Below are 25,669 nucleotides of genomic sequence, written 5' to 3' on the forward strand. Positions count from 1 at the left end.
CGGCGGCGGCCGCCGCCGCCTGCGCGGCGCGCGCCGCGGCGGGCCAGTCGATCGTGTGCGTGACGACGCTGCGGGTCGAATCGTTGCAAGCCATGACGCTGTGCTCCTGTGCGGTTCAGGTGTAGACGGTCGTGAACGCTTCGTTCAGCTCGCCGGAATGGAAGAAGATCCCGCGCCCGAGTTCGTCCTCGGTCCAGGTCGTGACCGGGCGGTCGGGCTGCGCGAGATAGCCGAGCCCCGCGAAGGTTTCGTTGCGGTTGCCGCTCGGATCGAAGAAATAGATGGTCGTGCCGCGCGTGATGCCGTGCCGCGTGGGGGCGACGTCGATCTTCACCTTGTTCTTCGCCATCACGTCGGCCGACTTCAGCACGTCGGCCCAGTCGTCGAGGAAGAACGCGATGTGGTGCAGCCCGTTGCGCGGGCCGCCGACGAACGCGATGTCGTGCGGCGTCGAGCTGCGGAACATCCACGTTGCCGCCTGGATCGTGTTGCCCGGGCCGACCATGACCTGCTCGGCCAGGTGGAAGTCGAGACACTCGGCCATGAAGCGCGTGTTCTCCTCGACGCGGTTCACGCCGGCGTCCGGGTTCATCTCGCACATCAGCAGGCAGTGGTCGAGCCAGTGCACGGCCGAGCCCGGGATGTCGTCGGGCCACGGATCGGGATTCAGCGAGCCGACCGCGGTGCCGACCTGCTCCTTTTGCGCGAACAGGCGCAGCTCGTGCCCGCTCGGCAGCAGGAACCGCAACTGGCGGCCCACCGCCGGCAGCGCGCCTTCGGGCAGCATCTCCGTGCGGATGCCGTACGCCTCGATGCGCTGCTGCAACGCGTCGAGATCCGCGTCGTGCTCGACCTTGTAGGCCGCATGCTTGAGCCCCGCCTGATCGGACGGCGACAGGATCAGCGAATACCGGTCCCATTCGTCCCAGCATTTCAGGTAGACGTTGCCGGCCGCGTCGCGCATCGTTTCCTGCATGCCGAGCACGCGGATGTAGTGACGCAACGCCGCTTCCATGTCCATCACCTTCAGATTGACATGACCAATACGCATCACACCCATGGTGAGTCTCCTCCTGGTTACTTGTTGAATACCGGCGCCCCGGCGCAGGCCGAGCCGCAGAAAAACGGCTTTTTCAGCCGGCCCGCCACTTCCAGCTCGACGTCGCCGTCCGGCGCGACGCGGCACGCGAGCGCATAGCCGTCGCGCTCCTCGTCGGCGCTCACGTGCGCGCGGCTGATCGGCCCGAGCCGGTGCACGGCGCCGCGCAGCACGCGCACCTTGCACACGCCGCACCCGCCGTTCAGGCACCCGACCGGAATGCCGCGCCGGCCGAGCTTCGCCATTCCGGCCAGCAACGATTCGCCGGACGCGCACACGTAGCGCTCGTCGGTCTGCGCGATCGTCACCGTGGCGCACACGCGGCCCGCGTCCATGTCACACCCGCCGGAACAGCGGGCTGCGCGTCTGTTGCGCGTCGGCCGCCGAGATGAACTTCTCGTGATAGATGTCCCGCTCGAACAGGCGGCCCTTCATCAGCGCGGTGATGCATGCGTCGATCATCGCGGGCGGCCCGCACAGGTACGCCTGGTGGCCGGAGAAGTCGTCATCGAAATGCGCGTTCGCGACGTCGTGCACGAACCCTTGTGCGATCCCGCCGCCGGCATCCGCCGCACCTTCGGACAGCGCCGGCACGTACGTGAAGTTCGGGTAGCGCTCGGCGAGCGCGCGGAATTCGTCGTGGTAATAGAGCTCCTTCGCGTTGCGCTGGCCGTAGACCAGCGTGATCGGCGCGGTCACGCCGCCGTCGAGGAGATCCGCGATCATCGAGCGCGGGCTCGACAGGCCCGATCCGCCGGCCATGAAGATCATCGGCAACGCGGCCGAGCGGCGCACGAAGAAGCGGCCGTACGGGCCCGACAGCCGCACGCGGTCGCCGGTCGCCAGTTGCTCGTGCAGGTAGCCGGTGCCCAGCCCGCCCGGCACCTGCCGCACGTTCAGCTCGATCTCGCCGGTGGCGGCCACGTCGGCCGGTGAATTCGCGATCGAGAATGCGCGGCTCTGCCCGAGCCCCGGAATCTCGAGCTGCACGTACTGGCCGGCCTGGAAATGGATCGGCTGCGACAGCTTCAGGCGGATCGACTTGATGGTCGGCGTGAGCGGCTCGATGCGCGTGACGTCCGCAGCGAAATCCTTGACGGGGATGATCTCCGCGTCCGGCTCCTCGTCGACGTCGGCCTCGATCACGGTGTCGGCCTGCAGCGTCGCGCAGCACGCAAGCGCCTTGCCCTCCTCGCGCTCGAAGTCCATCAGCGCGAACGGGTTCGCGTCGCCGACGTCGGTCTCGCCGTCGAGCACCGCGACCTTGCAGGTGCCGCACAGCCCGTGACAGCACGCGTGCGGAATGTAGATGCCCTGGCGCAGCGCAGCGTCGAGCATCGTCTGTCCTTCCTCGACCTCGATCGTGACGCCCAGCGGCTCGATGGTTAGTTGATGGCTCATGATGGTTCGCCCGTCCGCGTCGCGGTCAGAAGCTCGCGCCGCCGAGGCCGTCGAGGCCCGGCGTGCGAAAGCTGATCAGGTCCTTGTGCCCGAGGCCGTTGCCGGCCAGGCTCTTTGCCGCGTCCGGCGCCCACGGCTCGCCGGCACGGAACCACTCGACGCGATCCCAGTCGATCTTCGCGAAGTCCGGGTGGTAGCCATAGACGGGCGGCAGCACGTCGCGTGCGAGCGCGCCGAACGGCAGGTCCGGCGGCAGCGGCAGGCAGAACGGCGCCGGGAACATCAGGTGGTCTTCCCAGCACACGTACAGCAGCGGTGCCGGAAACTTCCCGACTTCATCCTTGATCGGGAAGTCGTAGGGTTTGAGCGCGATGACGGCCATGCTTGTCTCCTGTCGGCCGGCGTTCGCGCATGCGCGCGTGCGCCGGTCTCGTTCAAGGTTGCGTAGGTGTTGCGTATCGATCAGTTGCTCGTGGCCTGGCCGCGCCATGCCGCGAAGTTCTTCTGGTCTTCCGAGCCCGCGAAATCGAGGTTGTCGCGACCCATGCCCACCGCGTAGTAATCGAGTACGGCGGCAAGCGGGTCGAAGCCTTCGGCGCTCGGGTCCGCATCGGGCGGGAAGCAGTTGCCCTGGTGGATCTGGTGCACGGGCAGCCACGCCTGCACGTACTTCTGCGGCTCGTGATCGAAAATTTCCTTGCAGTGATCGCTGCAGAAATGGAACTTGTTGCCGAGGTAGTCCGATTCGCGCGCACCGATCTTTCGCGGATTGCCGGGCTCGGTGAACAGCATCGGGATCTGGCAGGTCTGGCACAGCATCGGCAGCGTCTTCATGTAGAAGCGGTTGCCGGCCTTCGCCTGCTCGCCCCAGTAGTCGAAGCGCGGACGGTAGTAGCGGTCGAACGAGTCGGGATACTTCGCCGCCAGCCACGTCATCTCGTCCTCGGTCGGCACCCACGTATGGAACGCGGACGCCGCGTTGAAGCCGTAGAACGTCGACCATGCCTGGTGGCTGATGTGGTCCTTGCCTTCGCACGCGTCCTGCCAGCCCTTCGGCTCGCGAATGCCGTAGCGCGCGAGATCCTTGAACAGCGCGCCTCCGTTCTGCTCCGCGTACATCTCCCACGATTCGCGCCAGCTCATCACGCGCTTCGGCTGCATGTAGTCCATCATCATCGCGACGAGCGTCAGCAGCCGGTAGCCGCGCCAGAACCACTTGTCGATCCAGCGCTGCACGATCGGCACGTTGTCCGGGTCCTGCTCGAGCAGGAACTTGATGCACTCGATGCCGAGCGTCATGTGGCGCGATTCGTCCGATTGCGCGGAGAAGCCGAACGTGACGGTCGACATGTCGCCGTTGTAGGCCGCGCCCGACATGAACGGCACGAACAGCAGGTTCGTCAGCACGTATTCGAACGAGAAGCTCACGGCGGTCAGGAATTCGAACGGCCCCGACGAGTACGCATCCTCGAAGAACGACTTCGGCACCGACAGGTACCAGACGCGATCGAACCAGTGGTTCGAGTGATGGAACCCGTTGAAGAACTTGTTGTACGTCGACATCGCGTGCGTTTCGGTCTGGTAGTGCCGCAATTCGTCGATCGACTGCATCTGGCACGCGATCCGCGCGCCCTCGCCGGTGAAGTGCCGGCCGACGTGCGCGAAGCCGCGATGCGCGAGGTATTCGAGCGGCGTCACACCCTGGATGAACAGCTTCAGCGCGTTGATGTAGCGCGCATCGGTCACGCCGAGGAACGCGTTGTTCTGCGTGAAGGCGTCGATCACCGCGTACAGCTTCTTTTCCTTCTCGCCCTGGTACTTCCAGTACGCGTCCATCGTCAGGCGAAACGGGTCGACCCACTTGTCCCAGTCGTGGATCTTGATGCCCTCGTAGCGGTCGTACGGGAAGACCTTGTCCATCGGCTGGTAGGTCGTCTCCCAGCCGAGGCCGCGCGTCATCGCCGCGTAGCGGTCCTTCAGGCCGAGTTTTTTCTTGAGCGTTGGCGTGTCCATTCGTGTCTCCGGTGTTGTCGGTGCGCGTGGCGCGGCGTTCAGTGCGACCAGCTCAGCGTGAACTGGTCGTCGTCCTCGTCGATATGGCCGGACAGCGTGATCAGGTTCACCTGCAGTTGCTGCAGGTCGAAACGCGTTCCGGTGAGTTCTTCGATCGTCTCGCGGCGGATCGTCAGCCGGTCGGGCGAATCGATCTTGACCATGCCGGGCGACTCGACCACCGTCGCGAGCGGGTTGTCCGCGACGATCGCCTCGACGATCGGTCTGGACTCCTCATTGGCCTGGAAGGCGATGAATACGTTGGACATGCTGGTTTCCTGAATGAAAGTTGGGCGGCCCGGGCTCAGAGCGCGAGGCCGAGCTTCGCGACACGTGCGTGGAACTGTTCTCGCGCTTCGTCGAGCGCCGCGCGGCCGTCGTCCTGCAGCGCCAGCGCCGCCACCGGCGCGAGCGCCGCGTCGGCGCGCGCGGACCAGTCGCGCGTCCAGCGTGCCAGCAGCGCGCGGTTGTCGTCGGATTCGGCCGCCATCGTCTTCACGACGGCGTCGATCCAGCGGTTCGATTCGGTGTGCCATTCCGGCATGAACGCGGTCAGCATCGCCACCGCCGAGCCGCCCGCGAGCGCGATCCGTTCATCGACGAAACGGTCGTACACGAGCGGGTAAAGCAGCCCGTCGAGCGCCAGGTTCTGCGCGACGAACAGCTCGACCGGGTCGGCGACGACCAGCGTGTCCTCGACGTAACGCCGCAGCGGCTGCCATGCGGCGCCGGTCGTCCATGCCGCCTTGGCGGTGTCGAGCACGTCGGGCTCGGCCATCGCGAGCGCGAGCCGCGTGAGGTATTGCGCGACCCCGAGGTTGTCCATCGCATGAAACATCGCGGGCGCCGTGAACGCGGTGCCGTAGCCGAGCGCGCAGACCTGCGCGTTGTTCATGTTCGCGCCCCAGGCCGCATGGCGCAGCGGCACCAGCACGTCGAGCGCGTGCGCGGCGACGTCGTCGCGCATCAGGCCGATCATCCGGCGCGACTCGACGAACTCGAAGTTCGCCTCCATCGTGTCCTGCTGGCGCGCCCGCGTGGTCGCCCACGACGCGTAGTAGAACTGGCGCGGGTCCTTCAGCGCGTACCAGTTCGCCATCCGGATCGCCGAGCGCGACGCGTCGAAGATCTCGTAATCGGGATCCCACGTCGGGCGGTAATGGAAGTTCGCCTGGGGCTGCGCGCCCATCATGCCTTCCTGGTAGCGCGTCGCCGTCTTGTCGCCGCCGATGTTCTGCGCCACGTGCGCAAAGGTGTGCCGGAGCGGCTTGATGTCGACTGTCTTCAGCTCGATGGTCACTTCTAGCTCCTCAAGGTCATGGGTTCGCTTCGACGTCCAGCCGCGTAACGTGCTGTTCGCGGCAGAACGCGTCGAAGGCGGCAGGAGGCAACGTCAGCTCGACGCACAGCTCCGGCGCGCCGCCGATCGAAAACTCGAATTCGACGAAGCCGCGTGGGTTCGTGCCGGTGACGCGGACGCACTTGCGGCCCGGGTCGAGCGGGGAAAGATCGGTGTCGGTTGGATTCATGTCCGGTGTCGCCTCCATGCCGTCCTTCAATGCAGCATCCGTGCCACGCACGGCCGGCTCGGCAAAAAATCTCGATAATTCAGGGAAAGCCCTGACGCGAAGTTCGAATTCGCGATCCACAATGGCGGTTAACCAGAATGGAAACGGCGCCCGGACGAAAGCGCCGAGCGCTCGATTCGGCGGGCCTCTTCATCATTTGAGCAACCCGGCGGCGCGCATTTGATGAAATGATCAAACGGCTGCCCGGGTTCGGGCGCCGCGAGCGGAAATTTCGAAAATCACGAGAAATCTCGACGGAGGAGACATGACGCGGCCCAGCCTGCCCCCCTTGCCGCCGGACACCGACCTGCGCAAGCTGATCCATTTTTCGGCGAGCGACGGCCGCATCTGGCTCGCCGGACAGCGGATGGTGCTGCTCCATGCCGGCGCGCTGGCGACGCTGCGCCAGGAGTTGATGGAAAGCGTCGGGCCCGCGCAGACGCGGCGCTTCTTCACGCGCGTGGGCTTCGCCGCCGGCGAACGGGACGCCGCGCTCGCCCGCGAGATCCGCAGCGGCGCGTCGCTGTTCGACATGTTCCATGTCGGCCCGCAGCTGCACATGCTCGAAGGCGCCGTGCAGGTCACGCCGTTGCGCTTCGAGGCCGATCCCGCGACCGGTGCGTTCTATTGCGAATACCGCTGGGAACATTCGTGGGAGGCCGACGTGCACCGCCGCACGTTCGGGCCGCAGCCCGAGCCGGTGTGCTGGATGCTGATCGGCTATGCGACCGGCTATACGAGCGCCTTCATCGGCCGGACGATCCTGTTCAAGGAAACCGGCTGCGTCGGCATGCACGACCCGCACTGCACGATCGTCGGCAAGCCGGCCGAGGAATGGCCGGACGCCGAGGAAATCTCGTCGTGGTTCAAGGCCGATTCGCTGATCAACACGATCCGCGACCTGCAGACCGAGGTCGAATCGCTGCGCCTCGAGATCGCACCCGACGATGACCGCACGCGGCTGGTCGGACGCTCCGACGCGTTTCGCGCCGCCTATGCGCTGCTCGAAACGGCCGCGCCGACCAAGGTGGCCGTGCTGCTCACCGGAGAAACGGGCGTCGGCAAGGATCGCTTCGCCCGCGCGCTGCACAGCCTCAGCCCGCGCGCCGCGAAGCCGTTCGTCGCGATCAACTGCGCGGCCATTCCGCACGCGCTGATCGAATCGGAACTGTTCGGCGCGGAGAAAGGCGCGTTCACGGGCTCGCAGGTCGCGCGCGCCGGGCGCTTCGAGCGCGCGAACGGCGGCACGCTGTTCCTGGACGAGATCGGCGAGTTGCCGCTCGACGTGCAGGCGAAGCTGCTGCGCGTGCTACAGGAAGGCGAGGTCGAACGGCTCGGCGCGACCGACAGCAGGAAGGTGGATGTGCGCGTCGTCGCGGCGACCAACCGCGATCTCGAACAGGCCGTGCGCGATGGCACCTTCCGCGCCGACCTCTACTACCGGATCAACGTCTACCCGGTGCTGATTCCGCCGCTGCGCGACCGGCAGGACGACATCGCGCTGCTCGCCGACGCGATGCTGGAGCGCTTCGCGTCGCTGCACGGCAAGCCGGCACCCACGCTGACCGACTATGCATACGACGCGCTGCGCGGCTACCGATGGCCCGGCAACGTGCGCGAGCTCGAGAACCTGATCGAGCGCGCGGTGATCCTGTCGCGCCCCAACCGGCCGGTCGATGCGAAGGACCTGTTCCCCGGCGTCGGGCTGCCTGGCGGCTCGACCGTCGACCGTGCGGGGCAGATCAAGCCGGCCGCCGCGCTGTCGATCGACTGCGCGACGATCCTCGACCAGTTGCAGGGCGGTGGCGGGCTCGACGGCCTCGAGCGCGCGCTGCTGCACGAGGCCGTCGATCGCGCGAACGGCAACCTGTCGGCCGCCGCCCGCCTGCTCGGGCTGACGCGCGCGCAGCTCAGCTATCGCCTCAACCGCAAACAGGATCAGGAGGAAACGTGACATGAACACCATCCTGCCCGCCCATCCGTTCGCCGACGCACTGCGCGACGACACGCCGCCCGCGATCGAGCCGGCCGCCGACGACGCGGTCGAACCGCATGCACGCACGCTCAGCGAACATGCGTACCACCAGCTTCGCCAGCACATCATCGAGGGGCACTACCCGCCCGGCGCGAAGCTGCGCGTCGAGCACCTGAAGAACGTGTACGGCGTCGGTGCAGGCACGTTGCGCGAGGCGCTCACGCGGCTCGTCAGCGATGCGCTGGTCGTCGCCGAAGGGCAGCGCGGGTTTCGCGTCACGCCGATGTCGGTCGACGATCTTGAAGCGATCACGCGGCTGCGCATCCATATCGAGGTCGATGCGCTGCGCGAATCCGTGCGGCGCGGCGACGATGCGTGGGAGCATAGGGTGCGGCAAAGCTTCGAGATGCTGTCGGCCTGGGAGCAGCCGGTGTCGATCGAGCACCGCACCGCGTGGGAAGCATGCAACCGGCGCTTTCACGAAGCGCTGATCTCGGCGGCCGCGACGCCGTGGACCTACCTGATCCTGCGCATGCTGTCGCAGCAAAGCGAACGTTACCGGCGCGTGTGCATCGGGCTCGGCGATTCGAAACGCGACGTGCATGCGGAACATGCGTGCCTGTTCGAAGCCGCGATGCGGCGCGCCGATGCGCGCGCGGCGCTCGCGCTCGAAGACCATATCGGCACGACGCTCGCCGTCGTGCGCAACGCGCCGCCCGGGACGCTGCCGTTCTAGTGCTTCACGGCGCGCTCGCGGCGCTCAGGCCAGCGCGGGATACCCGTGCGCGGCCGCCTCGTGCTCGAACCGCGCAATCGCGTCGTAGTCGCCTGGCGACAGCCGTTCGAATCCCTTCAGCCGCAGCACGCGCGCCCGCTCGGCATCGGCGGCGACCGCGCGATCGAGCGCATCCTGCAACGCAACGACCTGCGTTTCCGGCAGCGCGCGCGATGCGATGAACGGCAATCCCGGCGCAGAGGCCGTCATCCCGATGATCCGGATGTCCTTCAGCAATTCGGGCAGCGCGTCCTGCACGTACGCGAACGTCACGCAGTCGATCGCCGCGCAATCGGCTTCTTCTGAAGCCAGCGCACGCAGCACGTTCAGGTGCGAGCCGAGCGCGGCAACCGATCCGAAGAACCGCCCGTCGCGCGCATGCGGCGCGACCGCATGCCGGAGCGCGTTCATCCCGCTGTGCGAATCTCCGCCGTTGAATGCGGCCCGCAGCCCCCGGCATGCGGCGAGCGTCGTCGCGCCGCCCGCATGTGCACGAGCCGACACGGCCAGCACACTGCTGTAGTGCGCGCCGTGGCAGCCATCCGCATCGAACACGGGCGTCGCGATCAGTCGCACGACATCGCGCAAGCCCAGCATCCGGTAGGGATAGCCGCAGGTCTGCGACAGCAGCAGGTCGTCGCGCCGCCATAGCGCATGCAGGTCGTCGAACGGTTCGTCAGGAAGCACGACATCGACGGGCCCGCCCGCGTTCGCGAACGCATCGAGTGCATCGCGCAGCAGTGCGCGCCACAGCGCGTCGTGGCGCGGCGTCACGTTGTACATCGGCAGTACTGCGATCCATGGGTTCATGCGGGCATTCTACGCATCGCCGCTCACCCGGGGGAACCCGGTTCGATCACGTCAAAACGGGGGCCGAACGTGGTAGAGCGCGCCCGAAGCTTATCGGCCACGCGACGATAAGCAAATGCGAATCGATTGGTTGGCCGCACGACGCGATCCCGGTACCGTCCTGATGCCTGCCCGAGCATCGCCATTGCACGTGATAACGGACAGGCCGACCGTGATCCGCGAGACACCTGCGCACCCGGGCCGAGCGCACCGGTTCAATCGCTCGTTCCCCGCACTGCCCGTTCAATCCGCCTCAACGCCATGGCCGAATACTTCGACGTCGACCACGCGCGTGCGATCGCCGCGCTCGACACCCGCTTCACAGCCCGCACCGAGTGGCCGACCTGGCTGCTGGTCGTCGCGATCTACGGCGGCTGGCTCGCCGTGCTGCTGCTCGTGCGCGACGGCACCCTGTCGCTCGCGGCCGCGACACCGCCGCTGATCCTGCTCGGCGCATGGCACCTGTCGCTGCAGCACGAGCTGCTGCACGGCCATCCGACGCGCTCCGCGCGCGTGAACAAGCTGCTCGGCTATCCGCCGCTGACGGTCTGGTATCCGTACACGCTGTATCGCGACACGCATCTCGACCATCATCGCGACGAAGACCTGACCGTGCCGGGCGTCGATCCCGAAACGAACTACGTCACGCGCGAACGCTGGGCGCAGTTGCCGCGCTGGCGCCGCGTGCTGACGGTCGCACGCAAGACATTCATCGGACGATTCGTCGCCGGGCCGCCGTTGAGCATCGTTGCGATGGGCGTCGATGCATGCGCCGCGTTTCGTCGCGGCGACTTTCGCTATCTGCCGATGTGGGCGACGCATATCGCCTGTGTCGTTGCGCTGCTCGCGTGGCTGCAATGGGTGATAGGCGTGCCGTGGTGGTATTACCTGCTCGTGATCACGTGGCCCGCGTTGTCGATTGCAATGATCCGCTCGCTGTACGAGCACCGCGCCGCGCCGCATCCGAAGGCACGCATCGCGATCAATGAAGCCGGCTTCGCGATGCGCTTGCTGTACCTGAACAACAACTATCACCTCGTCCATCACGACCTGCCGAAGCTGCCGTGGTACGACCTGCCGCGCGCGTACCGGATGCGCCGCGACGCGTATGCGCGGAAGTGCAGTGGCTTCGTGATTCGCGGCGGGTATCGCGAACTGCTCGCGCGCCATGCGTGGACGCCGACCGATACGCCCGTGCATCCGTTCGATCAGGGCACGGCGTCATTGTCGACGGGGAGCGGCGTGAAGGTGGCGGTGGTCGACGAGGTGGTGCAGATCAGTACGTGACGTTCGGCGAAGCCGACGATTCGTCCTCCCGGCGGCATATTCCTTACGAAAAGCCGACATTCCGGCTCACACCCGCGCATTGCCAATTACGCCGGCAATGGCCAGAATGTCGGCTCGTCCGGGGCTTCCAACAATCATTCGCCCCGGCTCTGCCCCCGGCCGCGCGCCGCACTCCCCCACGACGATGCAACCGAACACCCCGCCCGGCGCAATCCGCGCGATCGGCAACGACTGGTCCGTTTCCGCGATTACCGCGGGCTTTCTCGCGGTACTGATTTCCTACGCGGGCCCGCTCGCGATCTTCTTCCAGGCTGCGCAGGCGGCCCATGCGTCCAACGCGATGGTGTCGTCGTGGGTCTGGGCGATCTCGATCGGCGCGGGCGTATCGGGCCTGTTCGCGAGCTGGAAGCTGAAGGTGCCGGTCATCACCGCGTGGTCGGCGCCCGGCACCGCGCTGCTCGTCGGCCTGTTTCCGCAACTGACGCTCAACCAGGCCGTCGGCGCGTACATCACGGCCGCGCTGATCATCCTGCTGATCGGCGTGACCGGCTATTTCGACCGACTCGTGCGCCACATTCCGCGCGGCATCGCGTGCGGGATGATGGCCGGCATCCTGCTGCCGTTCGGCACGCATGCGTTCGCGGCTGCGTCGGAACAGCCCGCGCTCGCGTTCGGGATGATCGCGGCCTACGTGATCTTCAAGCGCCTGCTGCCGCGCTACAGCATCGTGCTCGTCTTGCTGACGGGCGCCGTGCTCGCGACGCTGCTCGGGATGACGCATCTCGGCAACGTGTCGGCAAGCCTCGCGCACCCGATCTTCATCGCGCCCGAATGGACCCTCGGCACGACGCTCAGCCTCGCGCTGCCGCTCGTCGTCGTCAGCCTCACCGGCCAGTTCCTGCCGGGCATGACGATCCTGCGCGTGTCCGGCTATCACACGCCCGCGCGGCCGATCATCACGGCGACCAGCGTGATGTCGCTCGTGGTCGCGTGCTTCGGCGGGATCACGATCGTCGTCGCGGCGATCACGGCCGCGCTCTGCACCGGCAAGGACGCGCACGAGGACCCGGACCGGCGCTACATCGCCGGGCTCGCGAACGGGGCGATCTACCTGATCGGCGGACTCTTCGCCGGCACGATCGTCGCGGTGTTCTTCGCGCTGCCGAAAGCGTTCGTCGCTATCCTCGCGGGGCTCGCGCTGATCGGTGCGATCGGCGCGAACGTGCACGGGATCTTCGAAGACGAGAACCACCGCGAAGCGTCGCTGATCACGTTCCTCGCGACCGCGTCGGGGATGACGTGGCTCGGGCTCGGCTCCGCGTTCTGGGGGATCGTGATCGGATCGCTTTCCTATGCGGTACTGAACAAGGTGCGGCGACCGGCGTGATGTGCAACGCGGGTCGCCGCCGCTGTCACCGCGCGTGCTGGCGCACCAGTTGCGCGAGCGCGTCGGTCAGCGTCGTCGTGCCGTAAAGCCGCTCCGACACACCTTCCTCGACGTCGATCTGTCCGGCGTTGTGCACGTCGTAGAGATCGACGATCAACTGCGCATGGCGTTCGCTGAGGCCCGCACGCAGCAGCGTCGCAGCCCAGGTATCGCGTGGCAGTTCATGCGCGACGATCGCGCGGCCGGCCGCCGCGCCGAGCGTATCGGCGATCGCCGTCACGCTCACCCGCCGCGGCCCCTCGACACTGACGATGCGCGGCCCGTTGCCGCCTTCGGGCGCATCGAGCAGCAGCCGCGCCGCGACGACGCCCACATCGGGCGCCCAGATCGTCGGGAACACCTTGCCGACCGGATGGTGAAAGCTCGGCAGCACGCCGGTGCCGAGCGCGACCGGCAGGATGCGCGTCCAGTTCTGCAGATGCTCGGCCGAACGCAGCAGCGTCACGTGCGTCGGGATCGTCCGCAGCCGTTCCTCGAAGTGATGAAACAGCCGGGTGATGCCCGTATTGCCGTCGCGCTCCGCACCGTAGTCCGACAGCGCGAGCAGCACCGGCGGCGGGTTCGCGGCAAGCGCCGCAGTCGCGACGTCGATCGTCCGCGTCATCGTCGCGGCCGGATCGGGGTCGGCGACGGGCACCGGGCACAGTATCTGGACGGCCCGTGCGCCGTCGATTGCCGCTGCGATCGCGTTCGCGTCCGTCAGCTCGGCGGTCACGACGTCGCAGCCGAGCTGCGCGAAACGCTCACGATGGCGTGCGTCGCGCAACACCGCGCGCACGGGATGGCCGGCGTTGCGCAAGGCCGTCACGGTCGACTGGCCGACGTTGCCGGATGCACCGAAGATCACGAACACGATTCGCTCCTGAGGGGATGAAGGTGGGGTGATTGTCGGTTTGCGCGAAAGGAACGGCGCGCACGGAGGGATGAATACAGCAGGAAAGGATGATGGATTGGAGAGAGGCGGCGGCCATGCGAGTCGCCCACTGCCTCGCCAGTCGCTTCGAATCTGACGCTCTATCGACGACGAGCAACGACACACCTGCGATGGATACGCCGCTCACGCTCAAGGCGTTGCGCTTCAGCCGGCTCGTCGAGACGGAAGACCGTGAAGCGCTTTCCGGATGAGCGCGCACGCGGCAATTGTCCAACAGCCTGTAGGAGAGAATCGCCTCAGAATCTGACGCGACAACTCACATCCGCCGCGATGCCATCACTTCGCTACGCCCCGCTCCCGCTGCCCTCGCCGTCATACGCGAGCCGCAGCCCGCCCCGCGCCCCCGAGCGCGCAATCTCGGTCGGCGTCGCACCCAGCACGCGATTCATCCAGTTCGCCATGTGGCTCTGGTGGGCGAACCCGGCTTCGAGCGCGATCTGGCTGATGCTGAGCCGGCCTTCGAGCAGCAACGCCTTCGCGCGCTCGACCCGGCGCCGCACGACGTACTGATGCACGGGCATCCCGAGCGTTTCGCGGAACAGCACCTTGAAATGCGGCACGCTGATCGACACGAGCGCCGCGAGTTCGGCGAGCGTCATGCGCCGGTCGAGGTTCGCTTCGACGTAGTCGATCACGCGCGCGGCCGCCTTCGGCGCAAGCGTGCGGCGGCGCTCGCGGAACGCCGGCTGGCCGTCGACCAGCCGCGCGACGAGCGCCGTGCACAGGCTTTCCGCATAGAGCGGATCCGACGCGTCTTCCGCTTCGAGTTCGGCGGCCATCGCCCATGCGATGTGCTGCAGGCGCGGGTCACGCACCTGTAGCCGGCGGCGGATCTGCCCCTGCGACGGCTTCAGTTCGAGCTGTTCGACGGTCCGCCGCACGAACGTGTCGCTGAGCGCGATATGGAGGATCTGGCAGTCGGCGCTGTCGGTCCACTGGCCGGGCAGGCCGGCCGGAATCACGTCGACGTCGCCATGCGCCTGGATGCGCGACACGCGCTCGCCGTCGCACACGCAATCCGCGCGAACGGGCGACCCGATATGCACGCCGATCCGGTGGTGCTCGGCCGCCGGAATCCGGTAGGTGCCCGCGCGGATTTCCAGCAGCGACGCGCCGAAGCCTTGCCAGCCGAGCCCGCGGCTCGAGCGCAGGCTGACCGGGACGCCGTTGTCCGTCGGCGCCGCGAGAATCGCATCGCTCATGGCCTTCCTCCAGTGGATGGGGATGTCGAACGCGCATTGTGACGCGTTTTCGGGCCGCCTGCCGGGCGTGCCGGCGGCGCGCCCGGGTCGCGCGGAAAAAGATCATCCGTTTCTGCTCGGGGCCATCCTTGCGTGTGCGCCGGCGGGCGCCGCGCCGCTTACGATGGCCCCATCCGACACCTACGGAGACCGTCATGCCCCATCAGTGCCTTGCGCAGCGCACCGCGCTCACCGCGCCGTCGACCGCCACGACCCACCCTTCATCCGGCCCCCGCCCCCGCAACGACCGCACCACGTTCGCCGCCTGGTGCCTGCGCATCGTCGGCTGGTACCGGCTCGAACGACTGCTCGCGTCGATCCCCGACAGCAACGACGACTTCGGGCTCGTCTGAGCGACCGCGCGGCAGGCATCGTCCGACTCATCGCGCCGCCTACTTGCGCCGCCGCTCGTGCGGCGCAACCGTCGCGCCGTCGATCACCGGTGCGCCCTGCTTGATCAGGAAATCGCGGAACAGCCCCGTGACCTGCGAAATGCGCCGGTCGGCGAGCGTGACCACATACCATTCGCGCTCGATCGGGTTGCCGGGGAACGGCAGTTGCCCGAGCAGCCCGGTGCGCAGTTCGAGTGCACACGCGTGCAACGACAGGAACGCCACGCCGAGCCCGGCTTCGGCCATCTGCTTGATGGCCTCGTTGCTCGACAGTTCGGAGCCCACATGGAAACGGTAGCCTGCGTTCTTGAACAGGCTCTCGACGGTCGAGCGCGTACCCGCGCCGCGTTCGCGCACGAGCAGGTGCGCGGATTCGAGATCCTTCAGCGCGACGCGCTTGCGCTGCATCAGCGGATGGCCAGGCGCCGCGACGAACACCATCGGATGCTTCGCGAATTCGACCGCATGCGTGCGCAGCTCCTTCGGCGCGCTGCCCATCACCGCGAGATCGATTTCATGGGTCGCGAGCATGCGGATGATGTCGTCGCGATTTCCAACCTTGAAATAAGTCTTCACATGCGGACGCGTCGCAGTGAATTTCACGAGCAGCGGCGGAATCAGGTACTCGGCCGTCGTGATCGCGCCGATCCGCAGCGTGCCGCCGAGATCGCCCGTGAGCGCGGCCACTTCGTCACCGGCCTCGCTCCACAGATGCAGGATCTCGCGCGCATAGCGCGACACGATCTCGCCGGCCGCGGTCAGCTGCACGCCGCGCCCCACCCGCTGCAGCAACGCGGCGCCCACCGCCTCCTCGAGCAGGCGAACCTGCAGCGACACGGCCGGCTGCGTCAGGTTCAGCTCCTCGGCCGCCCGCGACACGCTGCCGAGCCGCGCAATCATGTCCAGCGCCTTCAGCTGCCGGAACGTCGCGGTCTTTCCTATAAGTGAATACATATGAGTCGCTTATAAACATTAAATTGTTCGTGTTGGTTCGAAACTATATCGTCGGTTCTTGAGCAATGTCATCCGAATCGTCATTCAGCAGGAGCCCAACATGGACAACACCACGCCCAACCTTGCAACGGACCGCGCACCGCGCCTGCCGCGCATCGTGATCGTCGGCGGCGGCGCCGGCGGCCTGCACCTCGCCACGCGTCTCGGCGATACGGTCGGACGCCGCGGGCAAGCCGAAGTCGTGCTCGTCGATCGCTACCCCACGCACTTCTGGAAGCCGCTGCTGCACGAAGCCGCCTCGGGCCATCGCGACCCGGCCTCGCACACGATCGAATACGCGGCGCAAGCGAAGCGCCACGGTTTCCGCTTCGTGCAGGGCGCGTTGCAACAGGTCAACCGCGCGGCGCGCACGGCGACGATCGCAGCCGTGCAGGACGCGGACGGCACGGAAATCCTGCCGCAGCGCGAGCTCGACTATGACGATCTCGTGCTCGCCGTCGGCAGCGTGACGAACTTCTTCAATGTGCCGGGTGCGGCGCGCCACGCGCTGCCGCTCGAAAACCTCGACCAGGCCGAGGATTTCCGCCGGAAGTTCCTCGCGGCCTGCACGAAGGCGAATCACCTGGCCGAGCAGCAGCCCGCGCGGCGCGCCGCGCCGATCTGCATCAACGTGATCGGTGCGGGCGCGACGGGCGTCGAACTGGCAGCGGCGTTGCGGGATTCGATCCAGCAACTGACGACGTACCGCTTCAAGGCGCTGGTGTCCGCACGCGACGTGCATATCCGGCTGATCGAAGGCGGCCCGCGCATCCTGCCGGCGCTCGACGAGCGGCTGTCCGGCAAGATGCACGCGCAGCTTCGCGCGCTGAACGTCGACGTGCTGACCGATACCCGCGTGGCGGAAGTCGGCGCGGATGCCGTGACGACCTCGACCGGCGAACGGCTCGCGAGCGACATCACGATCTGGGCGGCCGGCGTGGCCGGCCCCGCGTTCCTGCGGCAGATCGGCGACATCGCGCTCAATCGATCGAACCAGGTGATCGTCACCGATACGCTGCAGACGCCGGACGATCCGCACGTGTATGCGTTCGGCGACTGCGCCGCCTGCCCGACCGCCGGTGCGAACGGCTTCCTGCCGCCGCGCGCGCAGGTCGCGTATCAGCAGGCCGTGTACCTGGTCAACGCATTCGCGCGGCGCGTCGCCGGCAAGCCGGTGGCCGGCTTCACGTTCCGCGATGCGGGCACCGTCGTGTCGCTCGGGCATGCGGGCGCCGTGTACCAGGCCGACATCAGCGTGCGTTCGCGCTCGCTGATCGTCGACGGGCTTGCCGCGATCGGGCTGTACAAGTTCCTGTATCGCAAGCACCTGTTCAGCGTGGTCGGCGTGAAGCGTGCGCTGTTCCAGTCGCTGAGCCACTGGCTGCAAAGCCGCAACCAGCCGTCGATCAAGCTGCACTGATCGCACCGGTTCACATGCGCTATCGCAAGACGGCATATCGGGCGTGCATCGCTCGATATGCCGTTTTTTCATATGCACATGCGCGGTGCATTCACCGCGTGCGCAACTCTGGTGCATCACATCGAAGGCCGTCGATACGATGCGATTCGCGCGGAACAGGCCGTGCGACACGCATCCCGCGCCCACCTTGGCTCGCCGCCCCATTCATTAGTCGAATCGTATGGGTCGGATATAAATATTAATTGGTCGCGATTTCGGGATCGACGCTAAGGTGTGTGGCATTCCCGTCGGCGAACGGATCATCACGTCTCTGAAGAGGAATCACCGTGGTTATCGAAGCCATCGTCACCCGTCTCGACGCAGCATTCGCGCAAATCGAAGCAACACCGGATTCGCATGAATCGCGCCATCAACGCGACGCGATCATCCAGTGGCTCGACCGAGCATCGGAAGAAGGATATCGACTCGGTCTCGTCACGACGCTGCCGGCCGCACGGCTCAGCGACATGTTCGAAGGCCAGTTCGGCCGCGCGAACCTCGACCGCTTCTCGGTCGTCGTCACGGACGCCAATCAGCAGGACTCCGGATCAAACCAGCATCCTTTCGACGTCGCGCTGCAGGCGCTCGGCGTGCCGCCCGAACGCGCGGTGGCGATTGCGAGCAGCGAACCGGAGCGCCGCGAAGCCGAGCATTTCGGCCTGTCGCGCTGCGTGAACATCACCGACACCGTGCGCTCGATCGCATCGGCCGGCCTGCACTGAACGCCGGCACACGGGCCGGCGCTGGCCGGCCTGCCCCGATCCGGCGGCCATCCGACGATTGCCCGACCGAATCCTGACATTCTGCTGTCAAAGTCGCTTGCAACACTTCCGGACTTGACCGATCCCTCCCGGAGACGGGACGACGCGCACCTGCATCGTCCCGCCCGTTGCACGCCACGATGACACGCCCGATCCGCACCGCCACCGCCCTCGTCGTTTCCTGCCTGCTGCTCGCCGCTTGCGGCGGCGAAGACTCGACACCGCCCGCGGCTCCTGCCGACAACAGCGGCTCGACGCCCGCACCGCAGCCGCAGCCTCAGCCCAAGCCGACACCCGCGACTTACTACCAGACGAAGACGCCGTACCGTCCGCAGCAGGACGCCGCGACGTACGAAGCGCCGCCCGCCGGCTACGCGCCCGTCTATACGGAACTCGTCGCGCGCCACGGCTCGCGTGGATTGTCGGGCTTCAAGTACGACGGCGCGATCTACGCGATGCTGGTCAAGGCCGAGGCCGACGGCGCACTGACCGCGCTCGGCGCGCAGCTCAAGGCCGACACGTACGCGATGATGAAGGCCAATGCGCTGCTCGGCTATGGCGTGGCGGGCATCTCGACGCCCGGGTACGGCAACCTCACGCAAACCGGCATCCGCGAACACCAGCAGCTCGCCGCACGTCTCGCGCAGCGGCTGCCCGCATTGTTCGCGGCCGGCAACCGGCAGGTCGTCGTCGTCAACTCGGGCCAGGATCGCGCGGTCGACAGCTCGACGTATTTCTCCGCGTCGCTCGTGGCCGCGCAGCCGGCGCTGGCCACGGCGATCACGCTGCCCGCCGCGCCGTCCGGCTATCCCGCGAACGCGCCGGTCGCGCAGCCGGCCGGCACCAACCGCTTCCTGCTGTATTTCCACTCGCTGAAGCCGGCCACCGATCTCGTGACCGACACGAGCAATCCGTACTACGCGACCTATCAGGCGAGCCAGGCATACCAGGCCTATGCGAGCGACGCGACGGTAGCCGCGAAGCTCAACGCAATCAAGGCCGCGCCGCAGGCGGCCGACGTCGCGCAGACGGTGCTGTCCGCGCTCGTATCGCAGGCATTCATCGCGAAGCTCGGCACCGACGGCTACACGTTCGCGAACACGGGCACCTATGCATTCACGTCGGCGGACGGCAAGTTCACCAACACGCTGAAAGGCGACGGCAAGACGAAGATCGCGACGACCGTCGATGCGGTGAACGTGCTGTACAACCTGCTGCAGGTCGCGCCGGCAATGACGACTGAAACCGGCGGCGTCACGATGGAGAAGTACATCGGCGCGGAGCAGGCGCAGTATCTCGCGTATCTGCAGGATGCCGAAGACTACTACCAGAAGGGGCCCGGCATCCAGGAAGCGAACCCCGTCACGTACCGAATGGCGAAGGTGCTGCAGGACGATTTCTTCGGCGAAGTCGATGCGATCGCGCGCGGCGACCTGACCCGCGCCGCGAAGCTGCGCTTCACGCATGCGGAGATCGTGATTCCGTTCGCGTCGATCATGAACCTGAAGAACGTGTTCGTGCCGACGCCGCAGGCGCAGACCTACACGTACGCGAACAACCCGTGGCGTGGCGATCAGGTGTCGCCGATGGCCGCTAACATGCAGTGGGATGTCTATCGCAACGGCTCGCGCCTCATCGTGAAGATGCTGTACAACGAGCGCGAAACGGATTTCCAGGCCGCGTGCGACGGCGCGAAGATCGCGGCGGGCAGCCACTTCTACGACTACGCGGGGTTGAAGCAGTGTTACGGGTATCAATAAGGTGACGCGGGCGGCGGGTCACGCCACCCGCTGGCCCCGCCGCCCGCCGGCCATTTCCGGTTCGACCAGCATCACCTCGATCCGCTCCTTGCCCTTCCCGGTATTCCGGCGCTTGAGCTTCAGCATGCCGATCTCGCCGGTCGACGCCGGATGCGTACCGCCGCACGCCATCGTCGCGAAGCCATCGACCGTCCAGAACCTGCGTTGCGCGTCGACATCGCTGAAGTCGGTCACGATGCGCAGGTCGCGCTTCGACAGATCGGCCGCGGCCGACTCGATCTCGGGAAACAGCGGCGCCACGCTCGTGTCGCTCGCGAAGTCGATGCGCGCCTTGTCCTGCCCGATATGCGCGCCGATGCGCTCGATGCCGGGCCTGAGCCGATAGACCAGCTGCAGCACCATTTCGGCCGCGAAATGCAGACGCATCAGCCGGTACCGGCGCGCCCAGTCGATGCGCCAGGTCACACGATCGCCGACGCCCAGCGCATGATCGTGCGGCAGCGTATAGATGATGTCGAGGCCCTGCTTTTCAGCCTGGATGACCGGATAGCCGCCCAGTGACCCCGCGTCGCTTTCCTGCCCGCCCGAAAACGCAAAGAAGATGGTTTCTTCCACCCGCACGCGGTCGCCGTCGACGTGGCTGACGACGGTATCCAGCGTGGTCCGGTAGGGATCGTCCCAGAATACTTTCTTCGTCATTGCCCGCCGTGCCTTTCGCCGAGGAAAACACGCAGGTTAGCCGGATCGCGTACCGGTGGCTTGTACGATCTTGCGCCCTTGCGCCGACGTACCCTCGCCAGCCATGGCACGCGATGTTGCCGCGGCTTCCTCGTCGCCCTTGCGCTCGACACTCCACGTATGAATCGGCCGATGCCCCGGCCGCTCCCATTCGGGCGGCATCCACAGGTGTTTCAGCCGCTGCAGGACGGGCCCGGGCGCGAACACGTCGCGCCACATGTCGACGAATTCATGCAGGTTCAGCACCAGGAAGTTGTACGAACGAATCTGCTGCGTGATCCCGTAATCGACCGGCTCCGTCTCCTCGACATACGTGCCGAACAGGCGATCGAAGATGATCAGCACGCCACCGTAATTCCTGTCGATGTAACGCGGATTGCGGCCGTGATGCGCGCGATGGTTCGACGGCGTATCGAACACGTACTCGAACCAGCGCGGCAGCCGCCCGATCGCTTCGGTATGCACGAAGTACTGGTACGCGAGATCAACCGCAAGCAGGAACAGCACGACCGCGGGCGGAATGCCGAGCCACACCGGCGGCAGGTAGAACACGAACACGCCGACGAACGCGTTCAGCAGCGACTGCCGCATCGCGGTCGTGAAGTTCATCACTTCACCGCTGTGATGCGGCACGTGCGCGGACCAGAACCAGCGCACGCGATGCGACGTGCGATGAAACCAGTAGTAGCAGAACTCCACGACGACGAAGATCGGCACGATCGTGAAGCCGTTCACCGGCACGTCGAACAGGCGGTGCCGGTAGACCCACGCGAAGATCGCGCCCGTGAACAGCAGCCCCATCACCGTCTCCGCCACCTGATAGCCGGCGCCGAGCGACAGGTTCGCGACGATCTCCTTCCAGCGAAACGGCTCGCGGCGGCCGCGCCCGGTCATCACCGCGTATTCGATCGCGAACGCGATCAGGAAGACCGGCGTCATGCCGATCAGCAGCACCTGCTTCCAGTCCACGTCGTTACCCAGGAACGCATGGAGCCACGTCATCAACTCGGTCGGCATGTTCGCGGCCTCGATCAAGAACTGACCGGCAGTATGGTCGCGCACGGGTCGCCCCGCGTTGACACTTGCCGACGATTACTTGACACTTTCCGCCATGCCCGCCGCCTCCCCGCTATCGACGCAGCGCGTCTACTACTCGAGCACCTACGTGCGGCTGCTGTTCGACTATCTGTCCGAGCAGGGCAAGGATGCCGCGCGCGTGCTCGGCGAGGCGCGGCCACCCGAGGACGATCGCGGGCTCACGCTGTACGCAAGCGCTCACTGGCGGCGCCTGCTCGAATGCGCGGTGCGCGCGCTCGACGATCCGCTGCTCGGCCTGCACGTCGGCCAGCGCATCACGCCCGCTCATCTCGGTGCGCTCGGCTACGCGTTGCATGCATGTCGCGACGCCGGCACCGCGCTCGCACGCTGGCAGCAATACGAACACCTGATCGCGAACGTCGCGCGCATGGAAGTGCGGGTCGAGGCGACGTCGGTCGCGATCGAATGGCACGACGCGCCGGAGCCGCTCGGCCCGCTCGTCGACGAAGTGGCGCTCACCGCCATCGTCCAGTTCGCACGCAATATCACCGGCACGCATCACGGGCCCGACGAGGTCTGCTTCGTGCACCCGTCACCCGCCGACGAACGGCCGTATGTCGACTATTTCGGCTGCCCGGTGCGATTCGGCCAGCCGGTGAACCGCCTCGCGTTCCCGTTGCGCCTGCTCACGCAGCCGCTGCGCCAACCGGATGACGCGCTGCTGCAGATGATGGAACGCCAGGCGAGCGCGCTGCTTGCCGAGCTGCGGCAGACGGACGATCTCGAACAGTCGGTGCGCGAAGCCGTCGCGCGCCTGCTGACGCAAGGTGAAGCGAGCATCGAACAGATCGCCGCGGACCTGCATGTGTCGTCACGCACGCTGCATCGACGCCTCGCCGAACTCGGGCTCAACTTCCGGATACTGCGCGAGGACACGCGGCGGCGGCTCGCGATCGACCACCTGAACGATCCGCGGCTGACGCTCGCGGAAGTGGCCTGGCTGCTCGGCTATTCGGAACACAGCGCATTTACGCGCGCCTTTCGGCGCTGGACCGGCGAATCGCCGCAGCAGTGGCGCAGCCGGCAACCTGCACGGGCAGCGAACGTCGCGCGCGGCTGAACGCGGCGCGCAAGCGTGCCGCCGACGAACTCGCGTCCGCTCGCACGGTCGAACGAGCATCGCCGGAGAATCCCATGAACCGCGTTGCTATTGCCGCTGTCCTGACCCTGCTGGCCGCCGTCAGCTTGCCGGCCGCTGCCGGTGCACCATCCGGCAGCACCGAGCCGGCTCCCGTTCAAGTGCACGCGAAAAACTGCGTGCCGTCCCGCGACGCCACGCCCGACACCCGCTCGCCGTCGAAAGCGCCGCCGATCCGCGTATGCGTCAGCGATTCCAATACGCAGCTGAACCTGCCGTGGTTCCTGACCGATGTGCTCACCGCAGTGGACACGCACCAGTCGGGCGGTGACCTGCTGCGCAAGATGCGCAACGATTTCTGAATCGCGGCCCGCGCGACGCGCCGGCACCGCATCGATCACTCGCCATCGGACGCCTGGAGCACCTGCACGAACGTGCCGACCATGCCGGCCCACATCGCCGGGTCGGCAATGCTGCGCAGCAGCGCAAGCAATTCCTTTCTTTCACCTTTCGAAAGCGGCCCATGTGCGCCGCTGATGGTGTTGTAGCGCGGCGTCCCGCGTGAAGCGAGCGCGCGGTCGAGCCCGTAGTTGCGGGCCTGCCCGTTCACGTCGAGCCGGATCCACAGCGAACCGCCGTCGGCTGCGGCTGCACCATCGGTCACGATGACCGTGGGCACGGTATTTTCTGCCATCCCGAAGCTCCGGCGAGACGCGCGACCGTATTGCGCGGCGACCGATCACCGGCCGCCGGCAGGCCGGCGGAGACAGCATCCCGAAAGAATGTTTCCTGTCGAGACACAATGACAAAACTACACTAATAGTTGAATAACAATATTTCGTAATCTCTCATCACATCTTATACTTGCCGCGCACCATCCTCGTGCCAAAGAGACGGTGTTTTTAGTCCCGGCCGCAAGACCATGCGGCCGGGGTTTTTTTCGGTGTGCTACGCCAATATACATGCGCCATATGCACATGTTTATAGAGGCAAGCCTCCGAAATAAATGGCCGATTGCAACGGGGCTGCCGCATATACCCGTCGCGACCGTAGAATCGATCGCATCGCCGCGATACCGGCGCGCACAACGCATCGTCCGACCCTGGCATGACGCGTGCGCGCTGTTCGTGTGTCGACCGGTTCGACTTGCCTCTCTCGACAAACAACACCAAAGGCGACCGCGGGAATGTCGGCGTTCACGCCAGGCTCGAAGGCAGTTTTCCAGCACAGCGGTGCGTGGCCGCGAGTCATCTTTTGCGTCGCCGTAATCGTTTGCGTGCTCGTGCCGGCATGCGCGATCGCGCTGGCCGACCGCTACGCGCGCGACACCGTCACCGAGCATGAACACGTGGTCGCGAATGACATCGCGGCCTCGGTGGACCGCATCCTCGACGGTGCGCGCCTGCGGCATGTGGACGAACTGACCGCACTCGTCGGGCGGCCATGCGCGACGGTCTTCCGGACGCTCGCCGAAATCGGCACGCGCCTGCGCTACCTGCGCGCCGTTGCGCTGGTGCACGACGGCCGCGTCATGTGCTCGTCGGCGCTGGGGGCGATCGACTTGCCGCTCGACGCGTACACCCACGAGCCGGAACCGGGATCGACGCTCGTCACGCTGCTGCGCCAGACGCCGTTCCAGCAGGGCATCCCGGTACTGCCCGTGTTCTATGCCACCGCGCCCGGCGCGGGCGTGCTCTACCTGATCGAAGGTGACTACGTGGCCGACGCGCTCGCACACGGCGCCCGCTACGGGACGGAAACCGCGACGCTGTCGATCGCGGGTTCGGGCCATCTCGATCAGCGCGGGAAGTTTTCACCGGAGTCGGCCACGGAACTCACCGGCGGAAGCACGATCGTGTCGCCCCGCTGGCCATTCACGGTGCGGGTTGCCGCCTCCGCGCACTATGCGTCGCAGATCCGGCAGCATTATCGGCTGATCGGCATCACGATCGTGCTGCTGGCGGACGGCCTCGTGATGGCAGCCTACCTGCTGGCGATGGCGCCGCGCCGGCTGCTGCTGAAGGCCGTGCGCAACGCGCTCAGGCGCGACGAGCTCCATGTCGTGTACCAGCCGATCGTCGATGTCGAGACGCGCAGGACCGTCGGCGTCGAGGCGCTGCTGCGCTGGCAGCATCCCAAGTGGGGGGCCATCAGCCCGGCCGTGTTCATCCCGCAGGTCGAATCCAGCGCCGTGCTGCCGAAAGTGACCGAATTCGTGCTGCGGACAGCCGTGTCGGAACTGTCCGCGCTGCCGCCGTCCGTGCCGCTGCGCGTCGCGATCAACATCGCGCCGAAGGATCTCGAGCGCACGCGGTTCGTGTCCGTCGTCGACGAGGCGATCCGCGCGCTGCCGCCGGGCTTTACGCTGGTGCTCGAAGTGACCGAGCGCATCCTGCTCGAGAAGAACGCGCGGACCACCGCGATCTTCCATGCGCTGCGAGCGAAAGGCGCGAAGTTCGCGATCGACGATTTCGGCACGCATCACAGCAATCTCGACTTGCTGTCGCGCTTTCCGTTCGACTACGTGAAGATCGATCGCCAGTTCGTCTCGCAACTGAACGGCGGGAATGCCGGGTTGATCGAAGGAATCGCGTCCGTCGCGCATCACTACGACCTGAAGATCATCGCGGAAGGTGTGGAAACCGAAGTGCAGCATCGCGCGCTGCATACGGTCGGGATTCAGTATGCGCAGGGCTACCTGTATCAGCGGCCGCAGCGGGTGGAGCATTTGAAGCAGGATGTTGCGTGGGTGTCGGCGTAGG

Annotated in this window: 27 protein-coding genes; 12 read left to right on the plus strand and 15 right to left on the minus strand. The window is 66.6% G+C overall.

Translation table 11 applies throughout. The features are described 5' to 3' along the window. Positions 1–115 precede the first annotated feature (115 nt). The 8 genes from G3N99_RS06355 to G3N99_RS06390 form a co-directional block, all read right to left on the minus strand. The gene (locus G3N99_RS06355; protein WP_206121940.1) at positions 116–1,060 is read right to left on the minus strand and encodes a catechol 2,3-dioxygenase; all 945 of its coding nucleotides are present in this window, start codon (positions 1,058–1,060) and stop codon (positions 116–118) included. 17 nt (positions 1,061–1,077) lie between these two features. Further along, positions 1,078–1,434 (minus strand): 2Fe-2S iron-sulfur cluster-binding protein, encoded by a 357-nt coding sequence (locus tag G3N99_RS06360; protein ID WP_174943559.1) that lies wholly within the window; start codon positions 1,432–1,434, stop codon positions 1,078–1,080. A gap of 1 nt (position 1,435) precedes the next feature. After that, a complete protein-coding gene (locus G3N99_RS06365; RefSeq protein ID WP_206121941.1) occupies positions 1,436–2,500 on the minus strand; it encodes a 2Fe-2S iron-sulfur cluster binding domain-containing protein in 1,065 nt (354 codons plus the stop codon). Positions 2,501–2,525: 25 nt separating this feature from the next. Beyond that, positions 2,526–2,882: a phenol hydroxylase subunit P4 gene (locus G3N99_RS06370; RefSeq protein ID WP_174939722.1), complete on the minus strand. Its 357-nt coding sequence runs from the start codon at positions 2,880–2,882 to the stop codon at positions 2,526–2,528. 80 nt (positions 2,883–2,962) lie between these two features. Continuing rightward, positions 2,963–4,513, minus strand: a complete 1,551-nt coding sequence (locus G3N99_RS06375; RefSeq protein ID WP_206121942.1) for an aromatic/alkene/methane monooxygenase hydroxylase/oxygenase subunit alpha — start codon at positions 4,511–4,513, stop codon at positions 2,963–2,965. A 38-nt stretch (positions 4,514–4,551) separates the two neighbouring features. Further along, positions 4,552–4,821 carry an MmoB/DmpM family protein gene (locus G3N99_RS06380; protein WP_059684923.1) on the minus strand — a complete coding sequence of 90 codons (270 nt, stop codon included), beginning with the start codon at positions 4,819–4,821 and terminating at the stop codon, positions 4,552–4,554. A gap of 35 nt (positions 4,822–4,856) precedes the next feature. After that, entirely contained in the window at positions 4,857–5,852 is a 996-nt protein-coding gene (locus G3N99_RS06385; protein WP_174939718.1) for a phenol hydroxylase, read from the minus strand. 16 nt (positions 5,853–5,868) lie between these two features. Continuing rightward, positions 5,869–6,099, minus strand: a complete 231-nt coding sequence (locus G3N99_RS06390) for a phenol hydroxylase subunit (RefSeq protein WP_174943573.1) — start codon at positions 6,097–6,099, stop codon at positions 5,869–5,871. Positions 6,100–6,385: 286 nt separating this feature from the next. On the opposite strand from G3N99_RS06390, the gene G3N99_RS06395 reads away from it, so the two are divergent. Then, positions 6,386–8,074, plus strand: coding sequence for a sigma-54-dependent Fis family transcriptional regulator (locus tag G3N99_RS06395; RefSeq protein WP_206121943.1), 1,689 nt, complete (start codon positions 6,386–6,388; stop codon positions 8,072–8,074). Between the two features lies 1 nt (position 8,075). Then, positions 8,076–8,831, plus strand: coding sequence for a GntR family transcriptional regulator (locus G3N99_RS06400; RefSeq protein WP_174939713.1), 756 nt, complete (start codon positions 8,076–8,078; stop codon positions 8,829–8,831). A gap of 24 nt (positions 8,832–8,855) precedes the next feature. Here the strand turns inward: G3N99_RS06400 and G3N99_RS06405 are convergent, their stop codons facing one another. Continuing rightward, a complete protein-coding gene (locus tag G3N99_RS06405; RefSeq protein ID WP_206121944.1) occupies positions 8,856–9,680 on the minus strand; it encodes a PhnD/SsuA/transferrin family substrate-binding protein in 825 nt (274 codons plus the stop codon). Between the two features lie 300 nt (positions 9,681–9,980). Here G3N99_RS06405 and G3N99_RS06410 point away from each other — a divergent pair, with 300 nt between their 5' ends. Next, entirely contained in the window at positions 9,981–11,006 is a 1,026-nt protein-coding gene (locus G3N99_RS06410) for a fatty acid desaturase (RefSeq protein ID WP_206121945.1), read from the plus strand. Between the two features lie 184 nt (positions 11,007–11,190). Beyond that, positions 11,191–12,393, plus strand: a complete 1,203-nt coding sequence (locus tag G3N99_RS06415) for a benzoate/H(+) symporter BenE family transporter (protein ID WP_041493411.1) — start codon at positions 11,191–11,193, stop codon at positions 12,391–12,393. 25 nt (positions 12,394–12,418) lie between these two features. Here G3N99_RS06415 and G3N99_RS06420 read toward each other — a convergent pair whose 3' ends face one another. Then, a complete protein-coding gene (locus G3N99_RS06420; RefSeq protein WP_206121946.1) occupies positions 12,419–13,306 on the minus strand; it encodes an NAD(P)H-binding protein in 888 nt (295 codons plus the stop codon). A gap of 116 nt (positions 13,307–13,422) precedes the next feature. Between G3N99_RS06420 and G3N99_RS06425 the strand changes: the two genes are divergently transcribed. Next, on the plus strand, positions 13,423–13,578 hold the full coding sequence (locus tag G3N99_RS06425; RefSeq protein WP_206121947.1) for a hypothetical protein: 156 nt from the start codon (positions 13,423–13,425) through the stop codon (positions 13,576–13,578). A gap of 93 nt (positions 13,579–13,671) precedes the next feature. On the opposite strand, the gene G3N99_RS06430 is transcribed toward G3N99_RS06425, so the two are convergent. Beyond that, positions 13,672–14,589, minus strand: a complete 918-nt coding sequence (locus G3N99_RS06430; RefSeq protein WP_174939703.1) for an AraC family transcriptional regulator — start codon at positions 14,587–14,589, stop codon at positions 13,672–13,674. A gap of 194 nt (positions 14,590–14,783) precedes the next feature. Here G3N99_RS06430 and G3N99_RS06435 point away from each other — a divergent pair, with 194 nt between their 5' ends. After that, positions 14,784–14,981 (plus strand): hypothetical protein, encoded by a 198-nt coding sequence (locus G3N99_RS06435; protein ID WP_206121948.1) that lies wholly within the window; start codon positions 14,784–14,786, stop codon positions 14,979–14,981. Between the two features lie 39 nt (positions 14,982–15,020). On the opposite strand, the gene G3N99_RS06440 is transcribed toward G3N99_RS06435, so the two are convergent. Next, positions 15,021–15,974 (minus strand): LysR family transcriptional regulator, encoded by a 954-nt coding sequence (locus tag G3N99_RS06440; protein ID WP_046548935.1) that lies wholly within the window; start codon positions 15,972–15,974, stop codon positions 15,021–15,023. A 100-nt stretch (positions 15,975–16,074) separates the two neighbouring features. Here G3N99_RS06440 and G3N99_RS06445 point away from each other — a divergent pair, with 100 nt between their 5' ends. From G3N99_RS06445 to G3N99_RS06455, 3 genes are all read left to right on the plus strand, one after another. Further along, positions 16,075–17,433: an NAD(P)/FAD-dependent oxidoreductase gene (locus G3N99_RS06445; RefSeq protein WP_174943531.1), complete on the plus strand. Its 1,359-nt coding sequence runs from the start codon at positions 16,075–16,077 to the stop codon at positions 17,431–17,433. Between the two features lie 326 nt (positions 17,434–17,759). Then, a complete protein-coding gene (locus G3N99_RS06450; RefSeq protein ID WP_043178987.1) occupies positions 17,760–18,194 on the plus strand; it encodes a phosphatase in 435 nt (144 codons plus the stop codon). A 179-nt stretch (positions 18,195–18,373) separates the two neighbouring features. Then, a complete protein-coding gene (locus tag G3N99_RS06455; RefSeq protein ID WP_206121949.1) occupies positions 18,374–19,993 on the plus strand; it encodes a histidine-type phosphatase in 1,620 nt (539 codons plus the stop codon). 18 nt (positions 19,994–20,011) lie between these two features. On the opposite strand, the gene G3N99_RS06460 is transcribed toward G3N99_RS06455, so the two are convergent. After that, positions 20,012–20,692 carry an alanyl-tRNA editing protein gene (locus tag G3N99_RS06460; RefSeq protein ID WP_206121950.1) on the minus strand — a complete coding sequence of 227 codons (681 nt, stop codon included), beginning with the start codon at positions 20,690–20,692 and terminating at the stop codon, positions 20,012–20,014. Positions 20,693–20,728: 36 nt separating this feature from the next. After that, the gene (locus G3N99_RS06465) at positions 20,729–21,748 is read right to left on the minus strand and encodes a sterol desaturase family protein (RefSeq protein WP_206121965.1); all 1,020 of its coding nucleotides are present in this window, start codon (positions 21,746–21,748) and stop codon (positions 20,729–20,731) included. 94 nt (positions 21,749–21,842) lie between these two features. Between G3N99_RS06465 and G3N99_RS06470 the strand changes: the two genes are divergently transcribed. Both G3N99_RS06470 and G3N99_RS06475 read left to right on the plus strand, forming a co-directional pair. Beyond that, positions 21,843–22,889 carry an AraC family transcriptional regulator gene (locus tag G3N99_RS06470; protein ID WP_174943519.1) on the plus strand — a complete coding sequence of 349 codons (1,047 nt, stop codon included), beginning with the start codon at positions 21,843–21,845 and terminating at the stop codon, positions 22,887–22,889. Between the two features lie 74 nt (positions 22,890–22,963). Beyond that, the gene (locus tag G3N99_RS06475; protein WP_206121951.1) at positions 22,964–23,269 is read left to right on the plus strand and encodes a hypothetical protein; all 306 of its coding nucleotides are present in this window, start codon (positions 22,964–22,966) and stop codon (positions 23,267–23,269) included. A 35-nt stretch (positions 23,270–23,304) separates the two neighbouring features. Here the strand turns inward: G3N99_RS06475 and G3N99_RS06480 are convergent, their stop codons facing one another. Next, the gene (locus G3N99_RS06480; RefSeq protein WP_174983787.1) at positions 23,305–23,601 is read right to left on the minus strand and encodes a hypothetical protein; all 297 of its coding nucleotides are present in this window, start codon (positions 23,599–23,601) and stop codon (positions 23,305–23,307) included. Between the two features lie 492 nt (positions 23,602–24,093). On the opposite strand from G3N99_RS06480, the gene G3N99_RS06485 reads away from it, so the two are divergent. Next, entirely contained in the window at positions 24,094–25,668 is a 1,575-nt protein-coding gene (locus G3N99_RS06485) for an EAL domain-containing protein (protein ID WP_206121952.1), read from the plus strand. Position 25,669: the final 1 nt, after the last annotated feature.

Source organism: Burkholderia sp. Ac-20392 (assembly GCF_017104585.1).
GTDB lineage: Bacteria > Pseudomonadota > Gammaproteobacteria > Burkholderiales > Burkholderiaceae > Burkholderia > Burkholderia lata.